At 59.8% G+C, this 17374-nt stretch carries 14 protein-coding genes and 3 pseudogenes; 14 read left to right on the top strand and 3 right to left on the bottom strand.

Features of this window, described 5'->3' with window-relative positions:
* Positions 1–38: 38 nt before the first annotated feature.
* Positions 39–629 (top strand): sugar O-acetyltransferase, encoded by a 591-nt coding sequence (locus tag PMI09_RS24185; RefSeq protein ID WP_007800649.1) that lies wholly within the window; start codon positions 39–41, stop codon positions 627–629.
* 363 nt (positions 630–992) lie between these two features.
* Positions 993–1187 (top strand): annotated as a pseudogene (locus tag PMI09_RS32360) (hypothetical protein); the annotation flags it as partial.
* Between the two features lie 46 nt (positions 1188–1233).
* Here the strand turns inward: PMI09_RS32360 and PMI09_RS24180 are convergent.
* Entirely contained in the window at positions 1234–2142 is a 909-nt protein-coding gene (locus tag PMI09_RS24180) for a LysR family transcriptional regulator (protein WP_007800647.1), read from the bottom strand.
* Between the two features lie 148 nt (positions 2143–2290).
* On the opposite strand from PMI09_RS24180, the gene PMI09_RS24175 reads away from it, so the two are divergent.
* The 7 genes and pseudogenes from PMI09_RS24175 to PMI09_RS24145 form a co-directional block, all read left to right on the top strand.
* Positions 2291–3037, top strand: a complete 747-nt coding sequence (locus tag PMI09_RS24175; protein ID WP_007800646.1) for an RraA family protein — start codon at positions 2291–2293, stop codon at positions 3035–3037.
* A gap of 4 nt (positions 3038–3041) precedes the next feature.
* Complete coding sequence (locus PMI09_RS24170) at positions 3042–4043, top strand: D-2-hydroxyacid dehydrogenase family protein (protein WP_007800644.1); 1002 nt, start codon at positions 3042–3044, stop codon at positions 4041–4043.
* Positions 4040–4828 (top strand): SDR family NAD(P)-dependent oxidoreductase, encoded by a 789-nt coding sequence (locus PMI09_RS24165; RefSeq protein ID WP_007800642.1) that lies wholly within the window; start codon positions 4040–4042, stop codon positions 4826–4828. Before PMI09_RS24170 ends, PMI09_RS24165 begins: the two co-directional genes overlap by 4 nt.
* Before the next feature lie 38 nt (positions 4829–4866).
* On the top strand, positions 4867–6153 hold the full coding sequence (locus PMI09_RS24160; RefSeq protein WP_007800641.1) for an MFS transporter: 1287 nt from the start codon (positions 4867–4869) through the stop codon (positions 6151–6153).
* Positions 6154–6178: 25 nt separating this feature from the next.
* Positions 6179–6583, top strand: a complete 405-nt coding sequence (locus PMI09_RS24155) for a RidA family protein (RefSeq protein WP_007800639.1) — start codon at positions 6179–6181, stop codon at positions 6581–6583.
* Positions 6584–6744: 161 nt separating this feature from the next.
* Positions 6745–7710: an MBL fold metallo-hydrolase gene (locus PMI09_RS24150; protein ID WP_007800637.1), complete on the top strand. Its 966-nt coding sequence runs from the start codon at positions 6745–6747 to the stop codon at positions 7708–7710.
* Between the two features lie 242 nt (positions 7711–7952).
* Positions 7953–8129: pseudogene (locus PMI09_RS24145) on the top strand (Re/Si-specific NAD(P)(+) transhydrogenase subunit alpha); the annotation flags it as partial.
* Between the two features lie 88 nt (positions 8130–8217).
* On the opposite strand, the pseudogene PMI09_RS30655 reads toward PMI09_RS24145, so the two are convergent.
* Positions 8218–8774 (bottom strand): annotated as a pseudogene (locus PMI09_RS30655) (glycosyltransferase family 2 protein); the annotation flags it as partial.
* A 666-nt stretch (positions 8775–9440) separates the two neighbouring features.
* On the opposite strand from PMI09_RS30655, the gene PMI09_RS24135 reads away from it, so the two are divergent.
* Positions 9441–9770, top strand: coding sequence for a hypothetical protein (locus PMI09_RS24135; RefSeq protein ID WP_007800631.1), 330 nt, complete (start codon positions 9441–9443; stop codon positions 9768–9770).
* Between the two features lie 125 nt (positions 9771–9895).
* Positions 9896–10078: a hypothetical protein gene (locus tag PMI09_RS24130; RefSeq protein ID WP_007800629.1), complete on the top strand. Its 183-nt coding sequence runs from the start codon at positions 9896–9898 to the stop codon at positions 10076–10078.
* A gap of 154 nt (positions 10079–10232) precedes the next feature.
* Here PMI09_RS24130 and PMI09_RS24125 read toward each other — a convergent pair whose 3' ends face one another.
* Complete coding sequence (locus PMI09_RS24125) at positions 10233–13364, bottom strand: ATP-binding protein (protein ID WP_007800626.1); 3132 nt, start codon at positions 13362–13364, stop codon at positions 10233–10235.
* Positions 13365–13782: 418 nt separating this feature from the next.
* On the opposite strand from PMI09_RS24125, the gene PMI09_RS24120 reads away from it, so the two are divergent.
* The 3 genes from PMI09_RS24120 (at position 13783) to PMI09_RS24110 (ending at position 17369) form a co-directional block, all read left to right on the top strand.
* On the top strand, positions 13783–15381 hold the full coding sequence (locus tag PMI09_RS24120; protein ID WP_007800623.1) for an ABC transporter substrate-binding protein: 1599 nt from the start codon (positions 13783–13785) through the stop codon (positions 15379–15381).
* A 183-nt stretch (positions 15382–15564) separates the two neighbouring features.
* Positions 15565–16530, top strand: a complete 966-nt coding sequence (locus PMI09_RS24115; RefSeq protein WP_007800622.1) for an ABC transporter permease — start codon at positions 15565–15567, stop codon at positions 16528–16530.
* Positions 16531–16571: 41 nt separating this feature from the next.
* Positions 16572–17369, top strand: a complete 798-nt coding sequence (locus PMI09_RS24110) for an ABC transporter permease (RefSeq protein WP_085990708.1) — start codon at positions 16572–16574, stop codon at positions 17367–17369.
* Positions 17370–17374 lie beyond the last annotated feature (5 nt).

Genomic DNA, 17374 nt, shown 5'->3' with positions numbered 1-17374 from the left:
GATCTTAGAAGCACAAGCAGGACTTGAAAGGAGATCACATGACGCTCGACCACCAGTTCGATCTGATCCGCTCCGGGAAGATGTACAACGACCTCACGCCGGAGCTTGTCGCCGCCCGTGAGAAAGCCGTCTTCCTGACGAATGATTACAATGCGAGTTTCGGCAAGAAGGCGAATGTCAGAGTCGCGATCCTGCGCAAGCTGCTAGGCGCTGTCGGGGGGCAGGTCCACTTCGAACCCACCTTCCGCTGCGAGTTCGGGCGGAACATCCGCATCGGCAATAACTTCTATGCCAACTTCGATTGCGTAATGCTTGATGGTGGTGGCATCGAGATCGGAGATGACGTTCTGTTCGGTCCTCGGGTCGGCATCTATACATCCAATCATGCCTTAGATGCCGCCGAACGTGCAGCGGGTGGCTGCTACGCCAAGGCCGTGAAGATCGGAAACCGAGTTTGGATCGGTGCTGGAGTGCATATCAATCAGGGCGTCACCATTGGTGACGGTGCGATTATCGGCTCCGGCAGCGTCGTGACGAAAGACATCCCCGCAGGCGTCATCGCCGCAGGAGTTCCTTGTAAGGTGCTCAGGTCGATCACCAACGCGGACAAAACTGGCTTCACGCGGTGATGTGCTGATGGCCGCTAGTGGCGCATAGTTGCCGTCCCCGTCATGGCTCCAGCCGAGCGGCACACCGCTCTGATGTCCTTTGTCAATGTTTTGGCCACAGAGAATCACACGCTCGAAAGAGCATCCAAGAATGATGATCGCGTATGGGTGGAGACGGAACTCTAGGACGTCGGAGATCAAGCTCTGATGCGCGGATTGGATACCGCATTCCCGATAATGCGTCCGGGCTGTTCCTATCTTGCTGCTCTGCGTCATCGGCAAGCCACCGAAGAATCCCACGTCTCGCGGTTGAGCTAGCCTTGTGATGACGGCCCTCCATTTCCGAGGGTGGCGCCGCGGGCGCGACGGCAACGCGTTTGTCAGAGCGGTGGCACCCAACGCTTCGTAACGGTCTTTTCGGCAGTCCGTAATCTCTTCGTCGCACCGCATCAAAAAGGTTCAGCTCTCGCCGTCCACATCCGCCGCATTCGCGCCATGGCGCAGTGGAAGTCGGTGACTGGTGCACGTGCCGAACTCCACAGACACGTACCCTCTCCAATCATTGATGAAACAACGTGACACCGTCCCTCCCCGCAGTCCGTCACTGCTCGACCAATATACCCTTCTACTTCGACGGCGTACCGCAGACCTCAGACACGAGAGAACGAAACCATTGGTGGGCCGGATGTGTATTGACGCGCTCATGCCAGACAAGTTTGTAGACCAGCTTCTCGGTCTCGAACGGCAGATCGCGAACGACCAGTCCGTGTTCCGTCGCAAGCGGTTTGCCGTGTCCGCCGACGAAGCCCTTCGGAACGCATGTCAGGAGATTGCTCCCGGCTACTATTCGCAGGGCATCTGCAAAATGGTTGATCACCACGGCGACCGACCTCGTGCGCCCGTGCAGGCTAAGCCAGCCGTCGATGACGCCAAGGTCGATGCCGGAGGGGGTCACCAGCACGTGGGAAGCGGAGACAAACTCGTCGAGGTCCATCCGCTTCGCTAGAGGGTGTCCAGACCTCATTACGCAGACGTATTGGTCCGTCCGGAGCCCCTGGACGTGAATGTCGCGAGGAAGAGATGGAAACATGCCGACGGCGGCGTCGAGCGTCCCGCGGTCTATGCCTTCCAGAGAATTCGCATTCGTATGAAACGAGAAGGCGACCCGAGCATAGGGCGAAATCGCATGCACCTTCAAGGTAATGGCGGACACGGCTTCGGCCGCCAGACTGTCCGTAATCGAAATCCGGAAGCTCGTCGGATCCGTGCGCGGATCGAAGTGCTCGGGCGCGATGGACGCCCGGATCACAGCCAGAGAACGATGCAGGTCCGGCCAGATGGCCAGCATGCGAGACGTGGGCTGGACGCCGTTTGCAACCTTCAGAAAAAGCTGGTCGTGCGTCAGCTTTCTGGCACGCCGAAGCGCGTTGCTGACGGCGGGCTGGCTCATCGACAAGCTGGCCGCGGCGCGTGTGACATTGCCTTCCAGCATGATGGCCTCGATGACCGCAAGAAGGTTGAGATCAAGCCTCATTATTCACCTCGATGATAACGGGTCTCCAAAAATGGAAATTGGACCATCCTCTCATTTTCAGCAATCTATTCGCAAGCTTCTTGCAGCGCCTCGATTCACGAATGCGGCAGCGGTAAGCGGAAAGGCCGAGGTTTGGGAGATTTACTCTATGAATGATATGACCGCCGAAGGGATGGCTCCGAAGCTGACCGGGAAGATCAGCCGCGATCGGATCCGGTTGCTGCGAACTCCGCGTCCGCCGGAAGGCCTGATCGAGGGCTTCAAGCGCATTCCGGACGCCAGCAGCGTCGTCTCCGACGTGATGGACGAACTCGGCATCACGGGAGCGATCGGAGCGTCCTTTCTAAAGCCGACGCTGCCGAACGCGAGCATCGTCGGTCCGGCCATCACAGTCCGCAACATCATGCAGCGCGAGCACGTTTATGAAACGGCCCGCGAGCATGTGAATCGCATGGCGGAATTCGAAGCGCACAATCTGGCGTTTCCCGGCGACATCGTCGTCATCGACGGCGTGGCCGGCATCTCCAACATGGGCGGGATTTCTGCACAGACCGGAAAGCGTCAAGGCGAGGCGGGAGCAATCGTGTCCGGCGGGGTCCGCGACATCGGTCATTCCCGCCGCGTGGATTATCCGCTCTGGGCGACGGAGATTACCCCGGTCACTGGCAAATGGCGCATCGAGACGGTGGAGATCAACGGCGACATCCAGATCGCCGGGATCCGCGTCTCGCCCGGGGACATCGTTGTCGCCGACGAGACCGGTGTCTGCTTCATTCCGATCGCACGGGCCGCCGAGGTGCTGGAGCGGGCGCTGAAGAAGGCGAAGTTCGAAGAGGAGAAGTGCAGCGCGATCGACGCCGGCACCTCGGTTGCCGACCTCCCGAGCAAGGAGTGACCGTATGGCCGATTCAAAAACCTTGCGCGTCTCGATCCTCGACGACTACCAGGATGTCGTCCGCACCCTCGACTGCTTCGGCAAGCTCAAGGGTCACCAGGTCACGATCTGGAACGACGCCGTCTCCGACGTCGACGTGCTGGCAGACCGGCTCGCTGATGCGGACGTTCTGGTGCTGCTCCGGGAGCGGACGAAGGTCGACGAAGCGCTCGTCAGCCGTCTTCCGGACCTCAAGCTCATCACCCAGAACGGCCATGTGCCTCACATCGACCTTGCCGCATGCACACGGCATGGAATCGTGGTCTCGTCGGCCCTCATGCCTCGTCCGTCCTATTCGACGGTCGAGTTTACCTGGGGTCTGATTCTCGCCGCCATGCGCAACATCCCCTTCGAGAGCGTGGCACTCCGGGCGGGTTCCTGGCAGAGCACGATCGGCCTCGGCCTCCGCGGCCGGACGCTCGGGATATACGGCTTCGGCAAGCTCGGCTCGATGGTCGCGCGCATCGGTGGCGCATTTGGCATGGAGCTGCTGATCTGGGGCCGGGAAGGCTCTCTGGAGCGTGCACAGGCCGAAGGTTATCCGGTGGCCAAGAGCAGGCAGGATTTTTTTGAACAGTCCGACGTGCTTAGCCTGCACCTTCGCCTCAATGCCGAGACGACCGGCCTAATCGGGCCTAGTGATCTCGCTCTCATGAAACCGACGGCCCTTCTGGTGAATACGAGCCGCGCCGAGCTCATCGAACCCGGTGCGCTCGTTGCCGCCCTTCGCGAGGGCCGCCCAGGAAGGGCGGCGGTCGACGTGTACGAGCACGAGCCGCTGACCGATCCGAACGAACCGTTGCTGAAGCTGCCGAACGCCTTGTGCACACCTCATCTCGGCTACGTGGAGCGGGACAACTACGAGTTCGGATACGGAAATGCGTTCGAACAGATCGTGGCCTTCGCGCTCGGCACGCCGATCAATGTCCATAACCAAGATGTGCTGAATAGGGAGGGCTCGAAATGAACCTGGAGCTTGACGGGAAAGTAGTACTGGTCACCGGCGGCAGCAAGGGCATCGGCCTTGCCTGCGCCCGCGCGTTCGGCCAGGAAGGCGCGCGCGTGGCAATCGTCTCGCGCAACGCGGAGAACCTGCGCGCGGCCAAGGCGTCGCTCGCGGCGGACGGTGTCGACGTCGCGACGTTCGTCGCGGATCTGTCCGATGGTGCTGCGGCGGAGCGTGTCGTGGGCGACGTCGAGGAACAACTCGGACCGATCGCGGTGCTGATAAATTCCGCCGGCGGTGCGGTCCGGGTGCCCCCGAGCGAACTGACGCCGGACAAATGGCGTACAGCGATGGATGCCAAGTTCTTCACCTACATGAACGTGATGGACTTCGCCCTGCCTCGCATGGTCTCGCGCCGCGAGGGATCGATTGTCAATATCATTGGGACTGGCGGCAAGGTCGCCTCGCCGATTCATATCCCCGGCGGCGCTGCGAACGCGGCATTGATGCTGGCGTCGGCAGGTTTGGCGGCAGCATGGGGACATGCAGGAATACGGGTCAACGTCATCAATCCGGGAGCGACGATGACCGACCGGGTGCAGATGTCGCTCGCCGCAGAATCCCGCGCCACCGGAAAATCGCCCGACGAACTGCTGCGTCAGAACCAGCAGCGCATACCGCTAGGACGCTACGCCGAAACGTCGGAGGTGGCCGACGCGGCCTTATTCCTCGCCAGCGCCCGAGCATCCTATGTGACCGGCGCGTCGCTGACCATGGATGGAGGTCTGACGCCGCTCGTCATCTGAACGGCCAGGCCGGAGAGCCAACATTGGGAGGAGACCAAATGTTCAGTTGGTATCGAGAGTTGACTAAGAAAGAGCGTAATACCTTCTGGGGATGCTTTGCGGGCTGGGCGGTGGACGCCATGGACGCACAGCTCTTCAGCTTCGTGCTTCCCATCTTGATCGTCGCCTGGGGAATGACGACCGCGCAGGCAGGCTACCTTGCGACCGCAACACTCCTTTCGGCGGCCGTGGGCGGTTGGGGATGCGGCTATCTAGCTGACCGCTTCGGCCGTGTCCGCGTCATGCAGCTCACCATCCTCTGGTTCTCCGTGTTCACGTTCCTCGCGGGTTTCACGCAGAACTTCGAGCAGCTCATCGTGGTGCGAGTGCTCCAGGGGCTAGGCTTCGGCGGCGAATGGGCAGCCGGGGCGGTACTGATGGGAGAGATCATACGGCCGCTCCACCGAGGCAAGGCGGTAGGCAGCGTTCAGAGCGGGTTCGGCGTCGGCTGGAGTGCGGCGGCAATTCTGGCAGGTCTTGTCCTGGCATACGCGCCTTCGGAATATGCGTGGCGAGCTCTTCTGATGATCGGCGTTCTGCCCGGCCTACTCGTTCTCTACCTCCGGCGTAAGCTCGAAGAGCCGGCGCTGTTTGAGAAGACCCGCGCCGAGATAAAGGCGACCGGGCAAGGCCCCGGACCTGGGGCAATCTTCCGCCCGGGCGTGCTGCACGTGACAATCCTGGCATCGCTTCTCGCATTCGGCGTGATCGGCGTTGGCGGGGCCATCGTGAACTGGCTGCCGACATTCATGAAGACGGTACGCCATCTCTCTCCGGGCGAAGCCGGCTACTACGTGTTCCTCATCACAGGCGGATCCTTCTTCGGCTTCCTGGCTAGCGCCTACCTATCGGACATGCTCGGACGAAGGCGGACATTCCAACTGTTCCTGGTCTGCTCGTGGCTGATAACCATTGCCTACATGTTCCTGCCGCTGTCGGGTTGGGAGCTGCTTCTGCTGGGCGTGCCGTTCGGGTTTTTCACGATCGGTAACTACGCGGCGCTGGGGCCGTACTTCACGGAGCTGTTTCCGACGGCTATCCGCGCCAGCGGCCAGAGCTTCGCCTACAACTTCGGCAAGGCGGCAGGTGCCGTCGCCGTGTCATGTATCGGCATTCTCGCGCAGTGGCTCACGCTTGCCGAGGCCATCGGACTGATCGCACTCCTTGGCTACAGCGTCGCGATCATCGCCACGCTTCTGCTTCCCGAGACGAACGGGATTAGTCTCACCACAGGGTTCGGGCGAGCCGGTGGCGCACGAGGCTCCCGAGCCCGTTGTCGAAGCTAAAATCGTAAGATCATAGGAGAACCAAATGGCAGACACGAAAAACCGTCGCCGGAGCGTCATAGCCGAAGGCCTTGCCCACAAGTTCCCGGTCCCAAACGCCTCCCGCATAGGCAACCTGGTCGTCTCAGGTGCCATCCATGGTGTCGATCCCAAGACCCACGTGATGCCGCAGGAGATGGCGGGCCAGTGCGCTCACGTGTTCGCGAACATGAAGGCTGTCGTGGAAGCCGCGGGGGGCACCGTCGAGGACATCATCAAGATGACGGTCTACATCCGTGACCGGGACAATCGCGGGCCGCTGAACGACGAATGGGTCCGCATGTTCCCAAATGCCGAATCCAGGCCTGCCCGACATGCCCAGCTTTTGAACATCGAAGGTCCCGCACTCATCCAGTGCGATTTCATGGCGGTCATCGGGGACAGAGCCTGAGTTCATGTTGAATTCTTCCGGATATTGGGGCCGAGAGACCGTGACACCGCGCATGTTGGATCAGTCCGCCCTCCGGCGAGCCATGAAGCTTGGTGGCACAGAGCGTTTGCGTGCCCGGAATTCTCAAACTGAAATAGCGATCTAACCACAGGGAAACCGCGATGTCAGACAAGAAGCTCACCAGTCTCGGCCGCCGCTCTCTTCTCGTTGGAGCGTGCGTCTGCTTTGGATGCGCGCTGCCGGGCGCGTCATTTTCCGACGCATCGATGGCGGGGGGAGAGGCACCGGGCTTCTACCGCCTGACAGTCGGCGACTTCGAGGTCACCGCGCTTTCCGATGGCAAGTCGCCGCTCGCAGCGATGAAACTGCTCCAAGGCGACAAGGGCGAGATCGCGCAGAAGCTGAAGAGCAACTTCCTCGCGGAGGAGGTGGACACGTCGCACAACTCGTTTCTAGTGAACACCGGAAGCAAGCTCGTTCTGGTCGATGCCGGCGCAGGTTCTCTTCTGGGTTCGCGCTTCGGAAAGCTGCTGGGCAATCTCCGTGCCGCGGGCTACTGGCCCGAGCAGATCGACGATGTTCTCCTGACCCACATGCATACCGACCACATCGGTGGCCTTATGTCCGGGAGCGAGCTGGCCTTTCCGAACGCCACGATCCATGTGGACAAGCGTGACACAGCCTATTGGCTGAGCGAGGAAAACAAAAACGCCGCGCCCGCCGAGGCCAAAAGGTTCTTCGAGGCGAGCACAGCTTCGCTGTCGCCGTATTTGAAGGTTGGCAAGCTGCAAACCTTCGACGGGTCGGTCGAACTCGTATCCGGCATCCGGTCGCAGCCGGCCTATGGCCATACGCCGGGTCACACAATGTACGAGGTGGAGAGCAAGGGCGACAAGCTGCTTCTTTGGGGCGACATCGTGCACGTGGCGGCAGTGCAGTTCTCCGATCCCACCGTCACGATAGGGTACGACGCAGATAAGGCCGAGGCGGAACGGGAGCACTTCCGGGTCTTCGACGAAGTGTCGAAAAACAGGCACATGATCGGAGGCGCTCACCTACCGTTCCCTGGGCTTGGCCATGTACGATCGGATGGGCAGAAAGCCTACTCTTTCGTGCCACTGATTTAGGCACCGAAGCCGGGCACTCTAGGTCGGCATCGCCGAACGATTATCCAGCAGGCGACGCCTGCCGGGTCCGGTCCGGCCTGGGTCATACAATACCAAAGTCTCCAGCATTGGGAGCGATCGCTGTCGCCAACCGGTTTGCCCGATTGCGGCCTCGGACGCTTTCGCTCGTCTCATCGTCGCATTCGCGGCCGGTTTGAGAACAATCCAGACACAATGGGAGGACGGCATTCGCCGGAACTGGAATGGGTCTGAAGATAGGAACACCAAAAGAAGTGGCTGCGGGAGAGGCGCGGGTGGCGATGACACCCGACAGCGCGCAGCAAATCGCGAAGCTCGGATATGAATGCCTAATCGAGACAGGAGCCGGATGCGAGGCCGGGTTTCCTGATGATGCCTACCGCTTTTCAGGCGTGTCGGTTGAGCGTCGTTACGTGCACCTTTTGATGTCTGGCATTTCCGCTAAGTCGAAAAATGCAAGCATGGAACCTTATGCACAAAACACCTGAAGGAAGTTACCGGGAGACAATGCGTCGGCGTGACCCAGAGCATCAAAAGGAAATAAGCAGTTAGAACCGGTAGCTGGTTTGAGCCGTAGTCGTCGACCCTGGTGAACCGCAGTGGCACAGCCCCGAACCAAAGTTATGCGATCGGTACGAGGAGGGCGCCGAGGCGGACTACATACTGCACCAGCCATGACATTGGGAGAAACATGGGCTGGAAAGGCGACAATCCCGGTCCGCGCAAGGGTCCGTTGTGCAGGTAGAGCGTCTGGATTCCGCCCTGGCACCATTGCTCACGCTGGACAAAATAGCCGGTCAGGTTTTCGGCAACCAGCCCATCAACAGGCGCTCATTCAGGTAGCGCGTCTTGTAACCCTTGTTGAGCATCGACAGCGTCGTTAGCAAGTCTTCCGTGATCGATTGGGTGGGGAAGCCGCCTATGGCATCAATCGCCTTGCGACAGGCGATCTGGCAGGAACCGCAGCAGAAGCTTACGTCCCAGACGTCGCGGCTTGGCGCAATCTCATCGAAAAACAAACGCTGCTCGTCTGGCCAAATGTTCTCGCAGCTCTGTTGCCACTGCGAGCCCTGCGACTGGCGCTGCTTCAATGGGCGTACGACAGCCGAGCCCTATGAGATCGCCCGATCCCGCGCCTGCGACGTGGGTGCGGCCATACCAGCGCCGTTGGCTGCTGAAAATCGACACACCACCCGTTCCAGAACGCACGCAATCACGACTACAGCATTCACCGGTGCTGCGGGGCCTGACTTTCACGTGCCGGTGAGCTGAGCTATTGCGGATCTGCGTGTAATAAATAGATGAAAAGCAGGTATGAAGTTAACTCGAAGGTCGGAGTCCGGTTTGCGTCGTTACGCCTTGCTCAGTGGCAGTCTCAAAGCCAAGATAGTTCTGAACGGTTTCTTACGGACCGGGCGCGATACAATGGTGCTCTATTCCATGCAGCCAAGAGCTACATAAATGATATATAGAATGAAATAATGTGGTTGTGCAGACGAGTATAAAACAAAGACGAGATTTCACTACTGGCAATACTGTTGTTGAAATAAACGTTAATCTAGTGCGATGTTATCAAGTTATGCAAATTACATTTTATTCGACGTTAGTTTTTATATAGCTCATTTCAGAAAAATCGGACATATTGGACGGCGTGCTTAATCTCTTGTTTATGATTTCGGGCGCGTTGCCCCTACAGCGATTGGAGATCAGTCATGCCAGCCAATTGGGACGCCGTGCAGCAAATAACCAATGGTCGTGTCGAACTTGCAAAGGGTCCGCTCGATTTGACTGTCAACCAGAAGGCGAAGTGGGTCGACGCCTGGATAGTCCAGTCGAGCACCGGGAGTGCCCAGACCTACTACGGATCGGAATCCAGTGGTGCCTTCGCGGTAGCAGGCAAGTGGATTGCAAACACTCGGCTCTATAATCGGGGAACATTCCAGCCAGGACCAGCGGTAGGAATAGCGCTCGTCTATTGGAAAGACGGTAATCAAAATGGCTATATCTGGTGGTCTGAAGATCCAATTGAACTTGTGTATTAGCATGCCGAAGTATCGGTGTCGGAGAATTTCCAGAAGGCAATAGGATACGCGGCTCCTTGCCCCATCAACACATTTCCCGTCCGCGTGTTTTGCCTCGTGTCCGACAAGAAAGAGGAGAACGCAAAATGAAGGACGTAACGATCACCATCGTGAAATCGGAAAAGGGCGACTATCGTGTCATCGTCAACGATGACACTGGCACTGACGAAAATGTCGGAGGGTCGAAAGGCAACGACTCGTCCTTTCCTTACGACGACAAGGCCAGCGTCAAAAAGAAGCTGGACGAGATTTTCGAAACCCTCGAATAGGTCGCGGAAATTGTTGTGTATATGTCGAAGACGATGGGTTGATACTCCTCGAAGCCTTCGGAACGAAGTGCCATTCCTCTAAGGCACGACACGGTCGATGATTTTGAGAGGCCGTCTCACTTGGTAGAGACGAGTGCTTCCGTCCGTTAGGGTGTCAGATACTCGCGAGTTTGCGCAGGTAGCGTTGGGTCGCTTCCGCGGCCACTATGTTTCCCTTGAGTTGGTATAGATGCAACGCTGCGGACGCTGCGCCGACCGCGTCGTTCCGCCGTCGCGAAGTCTCAAGCACGTGAGACAGGTCGACTAGAGCATCGGCCCGGTCGTTGACGAAGTCGGTCTTTTCAGCGATCGCCAATGCCTCTCGTGCGAACGCCTCCGCTTGACGGATCTCTCCTCGACGTGCGAGCACGCGGGCGCGCACGCGACGCCAACGGACTTGCGTCACCAGGTCGCCGCTCGCAGCCAGCTCGGCACTGAGCTTGGCAAAGCCCTCGGCCTCCTCATCGCGTCCCTGTTGGAGGATCACGACGGCGAGGGACGCGGCCATCGTCGAGCGGAACGCTCGCTCGCCCATCTCCTCGAGCGCACGGTATGCTTCGCGGGCACTTCTCTCGGCCGCAACGGCGTTCCCGGCGAGCAACTCGACGACGGCCTCGTGTTCGGAGGACGCCACGTACAGAGTGAGCCCGAGGTCAGCGTAGGTAGCGTTGCTTGCCGCAATGAGCGCGCGAGCAATCTCGAAGCGGCCAGCAATTGCATTGAGGCATGCGAGCTGCCGGAGAATTGCTGCCTCAGATTCGAGGCTTTCGCCCACGTCCGCGCGCATCGCCTCGCAACGGCGGATTCCCTCGGCGGCCGGGGTCGGACCGAACCAAAGTGAGGACGCGATCCACGTAAGAATCTCGTGGTACTCGTGCAGGTTCTTTGCTCGTCGTGCGTGGGCAGCCGCGCGCTCCCACGCTCCAGCGGCTGCCTCGCCGCGTGCCGCGTTGAAAAATAGCCACGCTTCGAGCCGCCGTGCACGGCACAGACCGAGGTCGTCCCCCAGGCGCTCGAAGACCGGGAGCACGACTGCCGCTGCGCGTTCCGCCTTCTCCAGCGCGCCTTCCTCGCCATGGAGGAGTTGCAGGAACTGCCGCTGGACCAACACATGCGCTGCCAAGCGCTGGTCGTTGCTGGCGGTTGCAAGCCGCTCCGCCTCCTCCAACACGCGCCCGGCATCGTCCAACCGGCCGCTTTCGATCAGAGCGCCGCTCAACTCGGCGAGCAGCGCAATTCGCTGTGGATCATCGGTGGGAAGCAGACGGGAAACCCGCTCGAGTAGGCTGATCGCCGCAGGAAGGTCGCTGCGGACAAGCGCCCGCCGCCCGGCTGACTTAAGCCGTTCGCACGCCCGAAGCGCAAGCGCAGCCGCGCGCTCGTCGCGCGGGCCGAGCGCGACCCGGTACTGAAAGGCCCGCTCGAGGTGATAGCCGATAATCTCCTCGAACTCGCGTAGCCGGTCTTTGGCCGTTGGCTCGAGCCAGGCAGCGAAGCGCTCGTGCAGGTCGGCGCGGGCGTTCTTCGGCAGGGAGTGATATGCCGCGTCGCGGATCAAGACGTGACGGAAGCGATAGGCCTTCTCGCCGACGAACGACGGCGCCTCCGGGCGGATCAGATCCCGGCGTACGAGTGCGAGCAGACCGTCCTCCAGTACGTCTAGCACGAGGTCGGCGAGCTCGTTGACGGCACTCCGATGGAATACTGCGCCCTCGACTGCTGCGGCCGTCAAGATGGTGCGCTCAAGGGACGGGAGACTCTCTAGTCGAGCAGCTAGAAGGGCGTTAATTGTCGACGGGACCGGTAGCTCCGAGAGATCCGAGCGAGCGACCCAGCAGTCCTCATTGCGCCTGAGCAGCTCTTCCTCAACGAGCATTGCTACAAGCTCTTCCGCAAACAGCGGGTTACCCCCGACGGCGCGTGTGATCCTTGACTCGACCGCGGGTGATAGCGGGAGGCGGTCGAGCAGATTCAATATCATTTCACGGGATTCCGCTTCGCTCAGCGGTTCAAGCGCGACCGTCGTCGCATTTATCTTCCCACGTCCCCAATCCGGCCGTGTATCGAGCAATTCTGGTCGTGCCGACCCAACTATCGCGATGGGGAAACCGCGCGAGAAATCTACAAGATGTTCGATCAGGTCCAGGAACGTTGGGTCGGCCCAATGAAGGTCCTCGACCACAACCACCAGCGGTCGTTCTCGTGCAAAGACCTCGAAAAGCCGCCGAACGGCCCAGAAAGTCTCCTCACGGGTGCTTGTGTCTCCCTGGCCGAACCCGAGAACCTCAGCTATGCGCTCGGCGATGAGTTTGGCCTTATCGACTCCAGCTAGGATTTCCGCAATGTCCGCCACGGACTGCTTGCTAGGGTCTCCGCCTCGAGCTCGTGTGATCTCCCGGATGATGTCCGCAAGCGGCCAATAAGTAATGCCATCGCCATAGGGCAGGCATCTGCCGTGTGCGACAATTACCTCGCTTGGAAGGCTTCCGGCGGCCTCCGAAACAAGCCGCGATTTCCCTACCCCGGCCTCACCCAGCACGGTCAATAGGTGAGAGGTTCTACTATTGATCAACTCACCAAAGATAGTGCTGATCGCCACCCGCTGGTGCTCGCGTCCGACGAACGGCGCCTCGAACCGGCGTTGAAAGCCAGTGGCGCGGGCGATGAGGCCCACCACGATGATCGCAGGGAACGTCTCGCCGTGCTTGACCGCACGCGAGCTACTGGATTCTACAACGACCGCGTGGCGAACGAGCTTGTATGTTGCTTCCCCAATCAGGATTTCGTTGGGCGCTGCGGCCTCCTGGAGACGCTTTGTAACACGCACTGCCTCGCCAGTGAGAAATCGATGTCCCTGCCTGTCGATGCCAGTAAAAACCTCCCCGGTGTTGAGGCCAATTCGGTGAGCGAGTTGGACGCCCCAAACGGTCTCAAGCTCGTGGTTGAGCGTCGCAAGCGTATCGCGCATTTCGACAGCGGCGGATACTGCCCGTATTGCGTCATCCTCGTGTAGTACCGGCACACCAAACACGGCCATGATCTCGTCACCGAGATATCGCTCTACGACTCCGCCATACCGCTGGATAGTGGCGATCATCTGATCAAAGTAGCGGGCGAGTAGGTTCCGGAGTGCCTCCGGATCGAGGGCGAGGCTAAGGCGTGAGGAATCTACAATGTCGGCGATAAGAATTGTTATCGTCTTCCGAACGTCTTGTGCCGGCTTTCGGCCGGGGTCAGGCCCGGCCATCACAATACCCCCCCTCGGGTCATTGTCATGCCTCCACTGGCACCGCCTCGGCTGGATTTTGAGCTTGGGTTCCGGATGTCAAATTCCATGAGAGCCTTCCATGAGTTCTAGGGGGGTATGCTAGCACCTGTTCCCTCGGCGCTCCAGCAGTGTGCATGGCTAAGACAAGCGCCCGCCTGGTCTAGTACACCTGAAGCCTGCTCCCGATTTTCAGCAGGGGACGCGGCCAATGACTTGGTCGGATGGACCTCTGAGAAGCGTCCTGCTCAACCTCGATGTTGGGTTGCGGGACGCGAAACTCTCCCAGTTTGCCGTAACGAACGGCCGCCTTCTTCACAAGCGACATTGATTGCGCGACAATCACTTATCCTGTGCGCCCGGCTTGCACATAGGACCGGCTTTCATGGGGGAGGAGCTAATGGCAATCGGGTTGACACGACGTCACGTTTTAGTTGCGGGAGTGACGCATGCCGCCGTCTCCATGGCGGGAACTTTCGCGAGGGTGTCTTTGGCACAGGCGGGGGAGCAGATTGACTCGATTACATGGGCTTTATCCAATATCCCGAATACGCTTTTCATTCCGGATGCCTGGCTGACCTCTACTGGCGCGATCATGTCGCTTGTCCAGGAAGGACCGCTAACCTTCGGCGACGATCTCATTCTCCAGCCTGCATCGGCTGATAAATGGGAGCAGGTTGATCCACTGACGATCAAGTATCATCTGCGCAGCGGCGTCACGTTCGGTGACGGAAGTCCGCTCACGGGCGGAGATGTCGTCGCCACTTTCAAGTATCACATGAGCCCGGACTCCCACTCGCCACTTGCCTCTTTCTACGATTCAGTCGCGGAGGTTGAGGCGCTGGCGCCCAAAGAGGTGATCGTCAGATTGAAGGCGCCGAACGCGCAGTTCGCCTTTACCGCTGCTCATATGGCGGGGTTCGTCTTCAAGAAGGAACAGCTCGCAGACAAGAAGATCGGCTCGCCAGAGCTTCTGCCGCTGGGGACCGGCCCGTACAGGCTTGTTGAATTCGTTCCGTCAGATCATGTCATTCTCGAGGCGCGCGACGACTATTGGGGAGCGAGGCCAGTGGTCAATCGGATTACTCTCCGAGCGATTCCAGATCGGCAGACCCGCCTTCTCGCCATGCGGCAAGGCGAAATCGACGGTGCCTTCGATCTCGCCCTCTCGGACGTCGACCAGTGGAATGCGCTGGAAAACGTCAAAATTATCGCCAGGCCGTCCCTTGGTGTGTTTGCCCTTACTCTCGACCATTCCGCGCCGCCGTTCGACGATATTCATGTGCGTCGTGCCGTGGCCCATGCTGTGGATCGGGAAGGCCTGGTCAAAGCGCTCCTCAAGGGCAAAGGCGAGCCCGCGACGGAATTGAACCCACCCGAAATGTGGTCCGGGGTGCTGGCCGATGACGTTCGCGCCTTCTACGCAACGTTGCTGCCGCACTATGGTTTTGACTTGGACAAGGCGAAGGCCGAACTGGCACAATCCAGCCATCCGGACGGCTTTGACGTTACCGTCCCCGCATCGACCGACGATCCTTATATGGTCAACATCATGGAGTCGGTGGTGGAGAACCTGAGGCAGATAGGTATTCGCGCCCACATCCAGCCCGTTGACAACGCCACCTGGTTTGCTGGCTACATCAACCACGACAAATTAGGCATGCAGATCATGGCGTACTACCCGGATTACGCCGACGTTGCGAGCTATCCCGACCTCTTCTTCGCGAAGCGAAATGCTAAAAAGGGTGGTATGAACGGGTCGAACTTCATTGACGACCAAGTCGAAGCTAAACTGAAGTTCGCCACCGAAAACGCTGACCCGAAGGCACGCGCGGATGCGCTGAGGGTCGTGTTCGAGATCGCTCACAGGGAAGTCGCAGTCGTGCCTATCTTCTGGCCTTACTCGGCGATGGCGATCAACAAAAAGTACAAGCTCACCGGCTACACCGCCTTCTGGTACAGTGTTCCGTGGGCGATACGGGGTTTCGGCCTAGCGTAAAGGATCACTGCACTGCTTGGGCACGGCCATTTTCGTGGTTTTCGCCACGGATCGACGCCCGTGCGCTCCTCCAAGGATTGAAGGTGTCTGCAGAATGGACCTTTTGGAAGCGAAATTCGGACGACTTCGCAAGCTTCGCCGCCGCACGATGGGCTGGTTCGAGCGCAATCTCGGGTCTCCCCAATGACGGGCTCGAGCCTCGTCCTCTTCGTCATGCGGCGGCTCGCCCTGGCGATCCCACTGTTGCTTATGATCTCTTTCGGCGTCTTCGCACTGATCCACATCGCGCCCGGCGACCCAGTGCATTCGTTGCTTGGCACGCGCGCGCCAGACCCGTCAACGCTCGCAGCCATCCGCGCGCGTTACCACTTGGACGATCCGCTCCTCCTCCAATATGGAAAGTGGCTTTCGCAGGTGATGCGAGGCGACCTCGGCGTCTCCATCCAGGGTAACCGGGCGGTGACGGGCACCATTGCGGATCGGCTCGGCGTCACGATCTTCCTTACCTTGATGAGCACTGTTCTTGTTCTCGGCCCCGGGATCCTGCTCGGTGCGGTCGCCGCCTTCCACTGTGGCACGAGGCTCGACCGGCTAGTCGTCGCGCTCGGCGTTTTCGGCGCCAGTTCGCCGGCTTTCGTCACCGGTATATTCCTTCTCTATGTCTTCGGTGTTCTGCTGAACTGGTTTCCGACCTACGGTCCAGGAAGAGGGTTCCTCGACCGTGCCTGGCACCTAGCGCTTCCGGCGCTTGCGCTTGCGATCTCGGTCATGGCGATCGTCGTCAAAATCACCCGCGCGGCGATGATCGAGGAGCTGGCCCGAGACTATGTTACGTTTGCGCGGGCTCGTGGCCTGAGTTGGCGTCGCATCTTGTTTGCCTACGTGCTCAGGAATTCTCTTATTCCCCTGGTCACGGCCGCAGGGTTCATCGTCGTCGGCATCGTGGCCGGCGCGATCTACGTCGAGGTCACCTTTTCTTTGCCAGGTCTCGGCTCTTTGACGGTCGATGCGATCCAGAAGCGCGACATTCCGACAATCCAGGGGACCACCCTGCTTTTCTCCGTCTTCGTCGTGCTGGTCAACCTTGCGGTCGACGTGATCTATACGATGATCGACCCGCGCATCCGTTTCGGTAGAGTCGAGGCATGAGGGCCCCAGCCATCGGCGAGACGCGAAGGAGGAAGCAGCCATTGCGCATTCCAATCGTCATTCTGGTTGCTGCGCTGACTATCACGACGGTGGTGGTCTGCGCCGTCCTTGGGGAGAGGATCGCCCCCGATTCGCCCTTCCTCCAGCGTCTCGAGCTCGGCGATGCGTCGCCTTCGTCAGTCCACATTGCCGGGACGGATCTACTCGGCCGCGATGTGCTGTCGCGTGTGATCTACGGTGCGAGAACGGCCTTGGTCGGCCCAGTCGTTGTCGCCGCCGGAGCTTTCGCGATCGCGACCCTGCTTGGCCTTCTTTCGGGCTATCTTGGCGGTTTGGTCGATTCTGCGATCATGTGCTGGGTGGATTTCATGCTCGCGTTGCCGGGACCGCTCGTGGCGGTCGTCGTCGTCGGCGTAGTGGGAGGCGGATACTGGACCGCCGTCCTCGTCCTGGTCGTCCTTTTCACCGCCCCCGATACGCGCATTGTGCGGAGCGCGGTCCTTGAGCAGCGACCGCTTCCTTATATCGAAGCCGCGCGCACTCTCGGCATCTCGAAGACGCGTATTTTGTTCGTGCACATCCTCCCGAATGTCGGCCCGATCATCCTCGCCTATGTCGTCCTCGACTTTGCCTTCGCCTTGGTCAATCTCGCCGGGCTATCGTTCCTCGGCCTTGGCATTGAGCCCGGTGCTCCTGACTGGGGTCGGATGCTCTTCGAGAACCGCAATATCCTCTTCTCCAATCCTGTTGCGCTGCTCCTGCCGGCAGGCATGATTATCCTTACCGCGGTCAGCATGAACCTCATCGGCGACTGGTTGTTCGAGCGGTTTGCAAAATGAACACG

The sequence above is a fragment of the Rhizobium sp. CF122 genome (genome assembly GCF_000282035.1).
In the GTDB taxonomy this organism is placed as follows: Bacteria; Pseudomonadota; Alphaproteobacteria; order Rhizobiales; family Rhizobiaceae; genus Rhizobium.
This window is presented reverse-complemented; position numbering and strand designations above follow the sequence as displayed.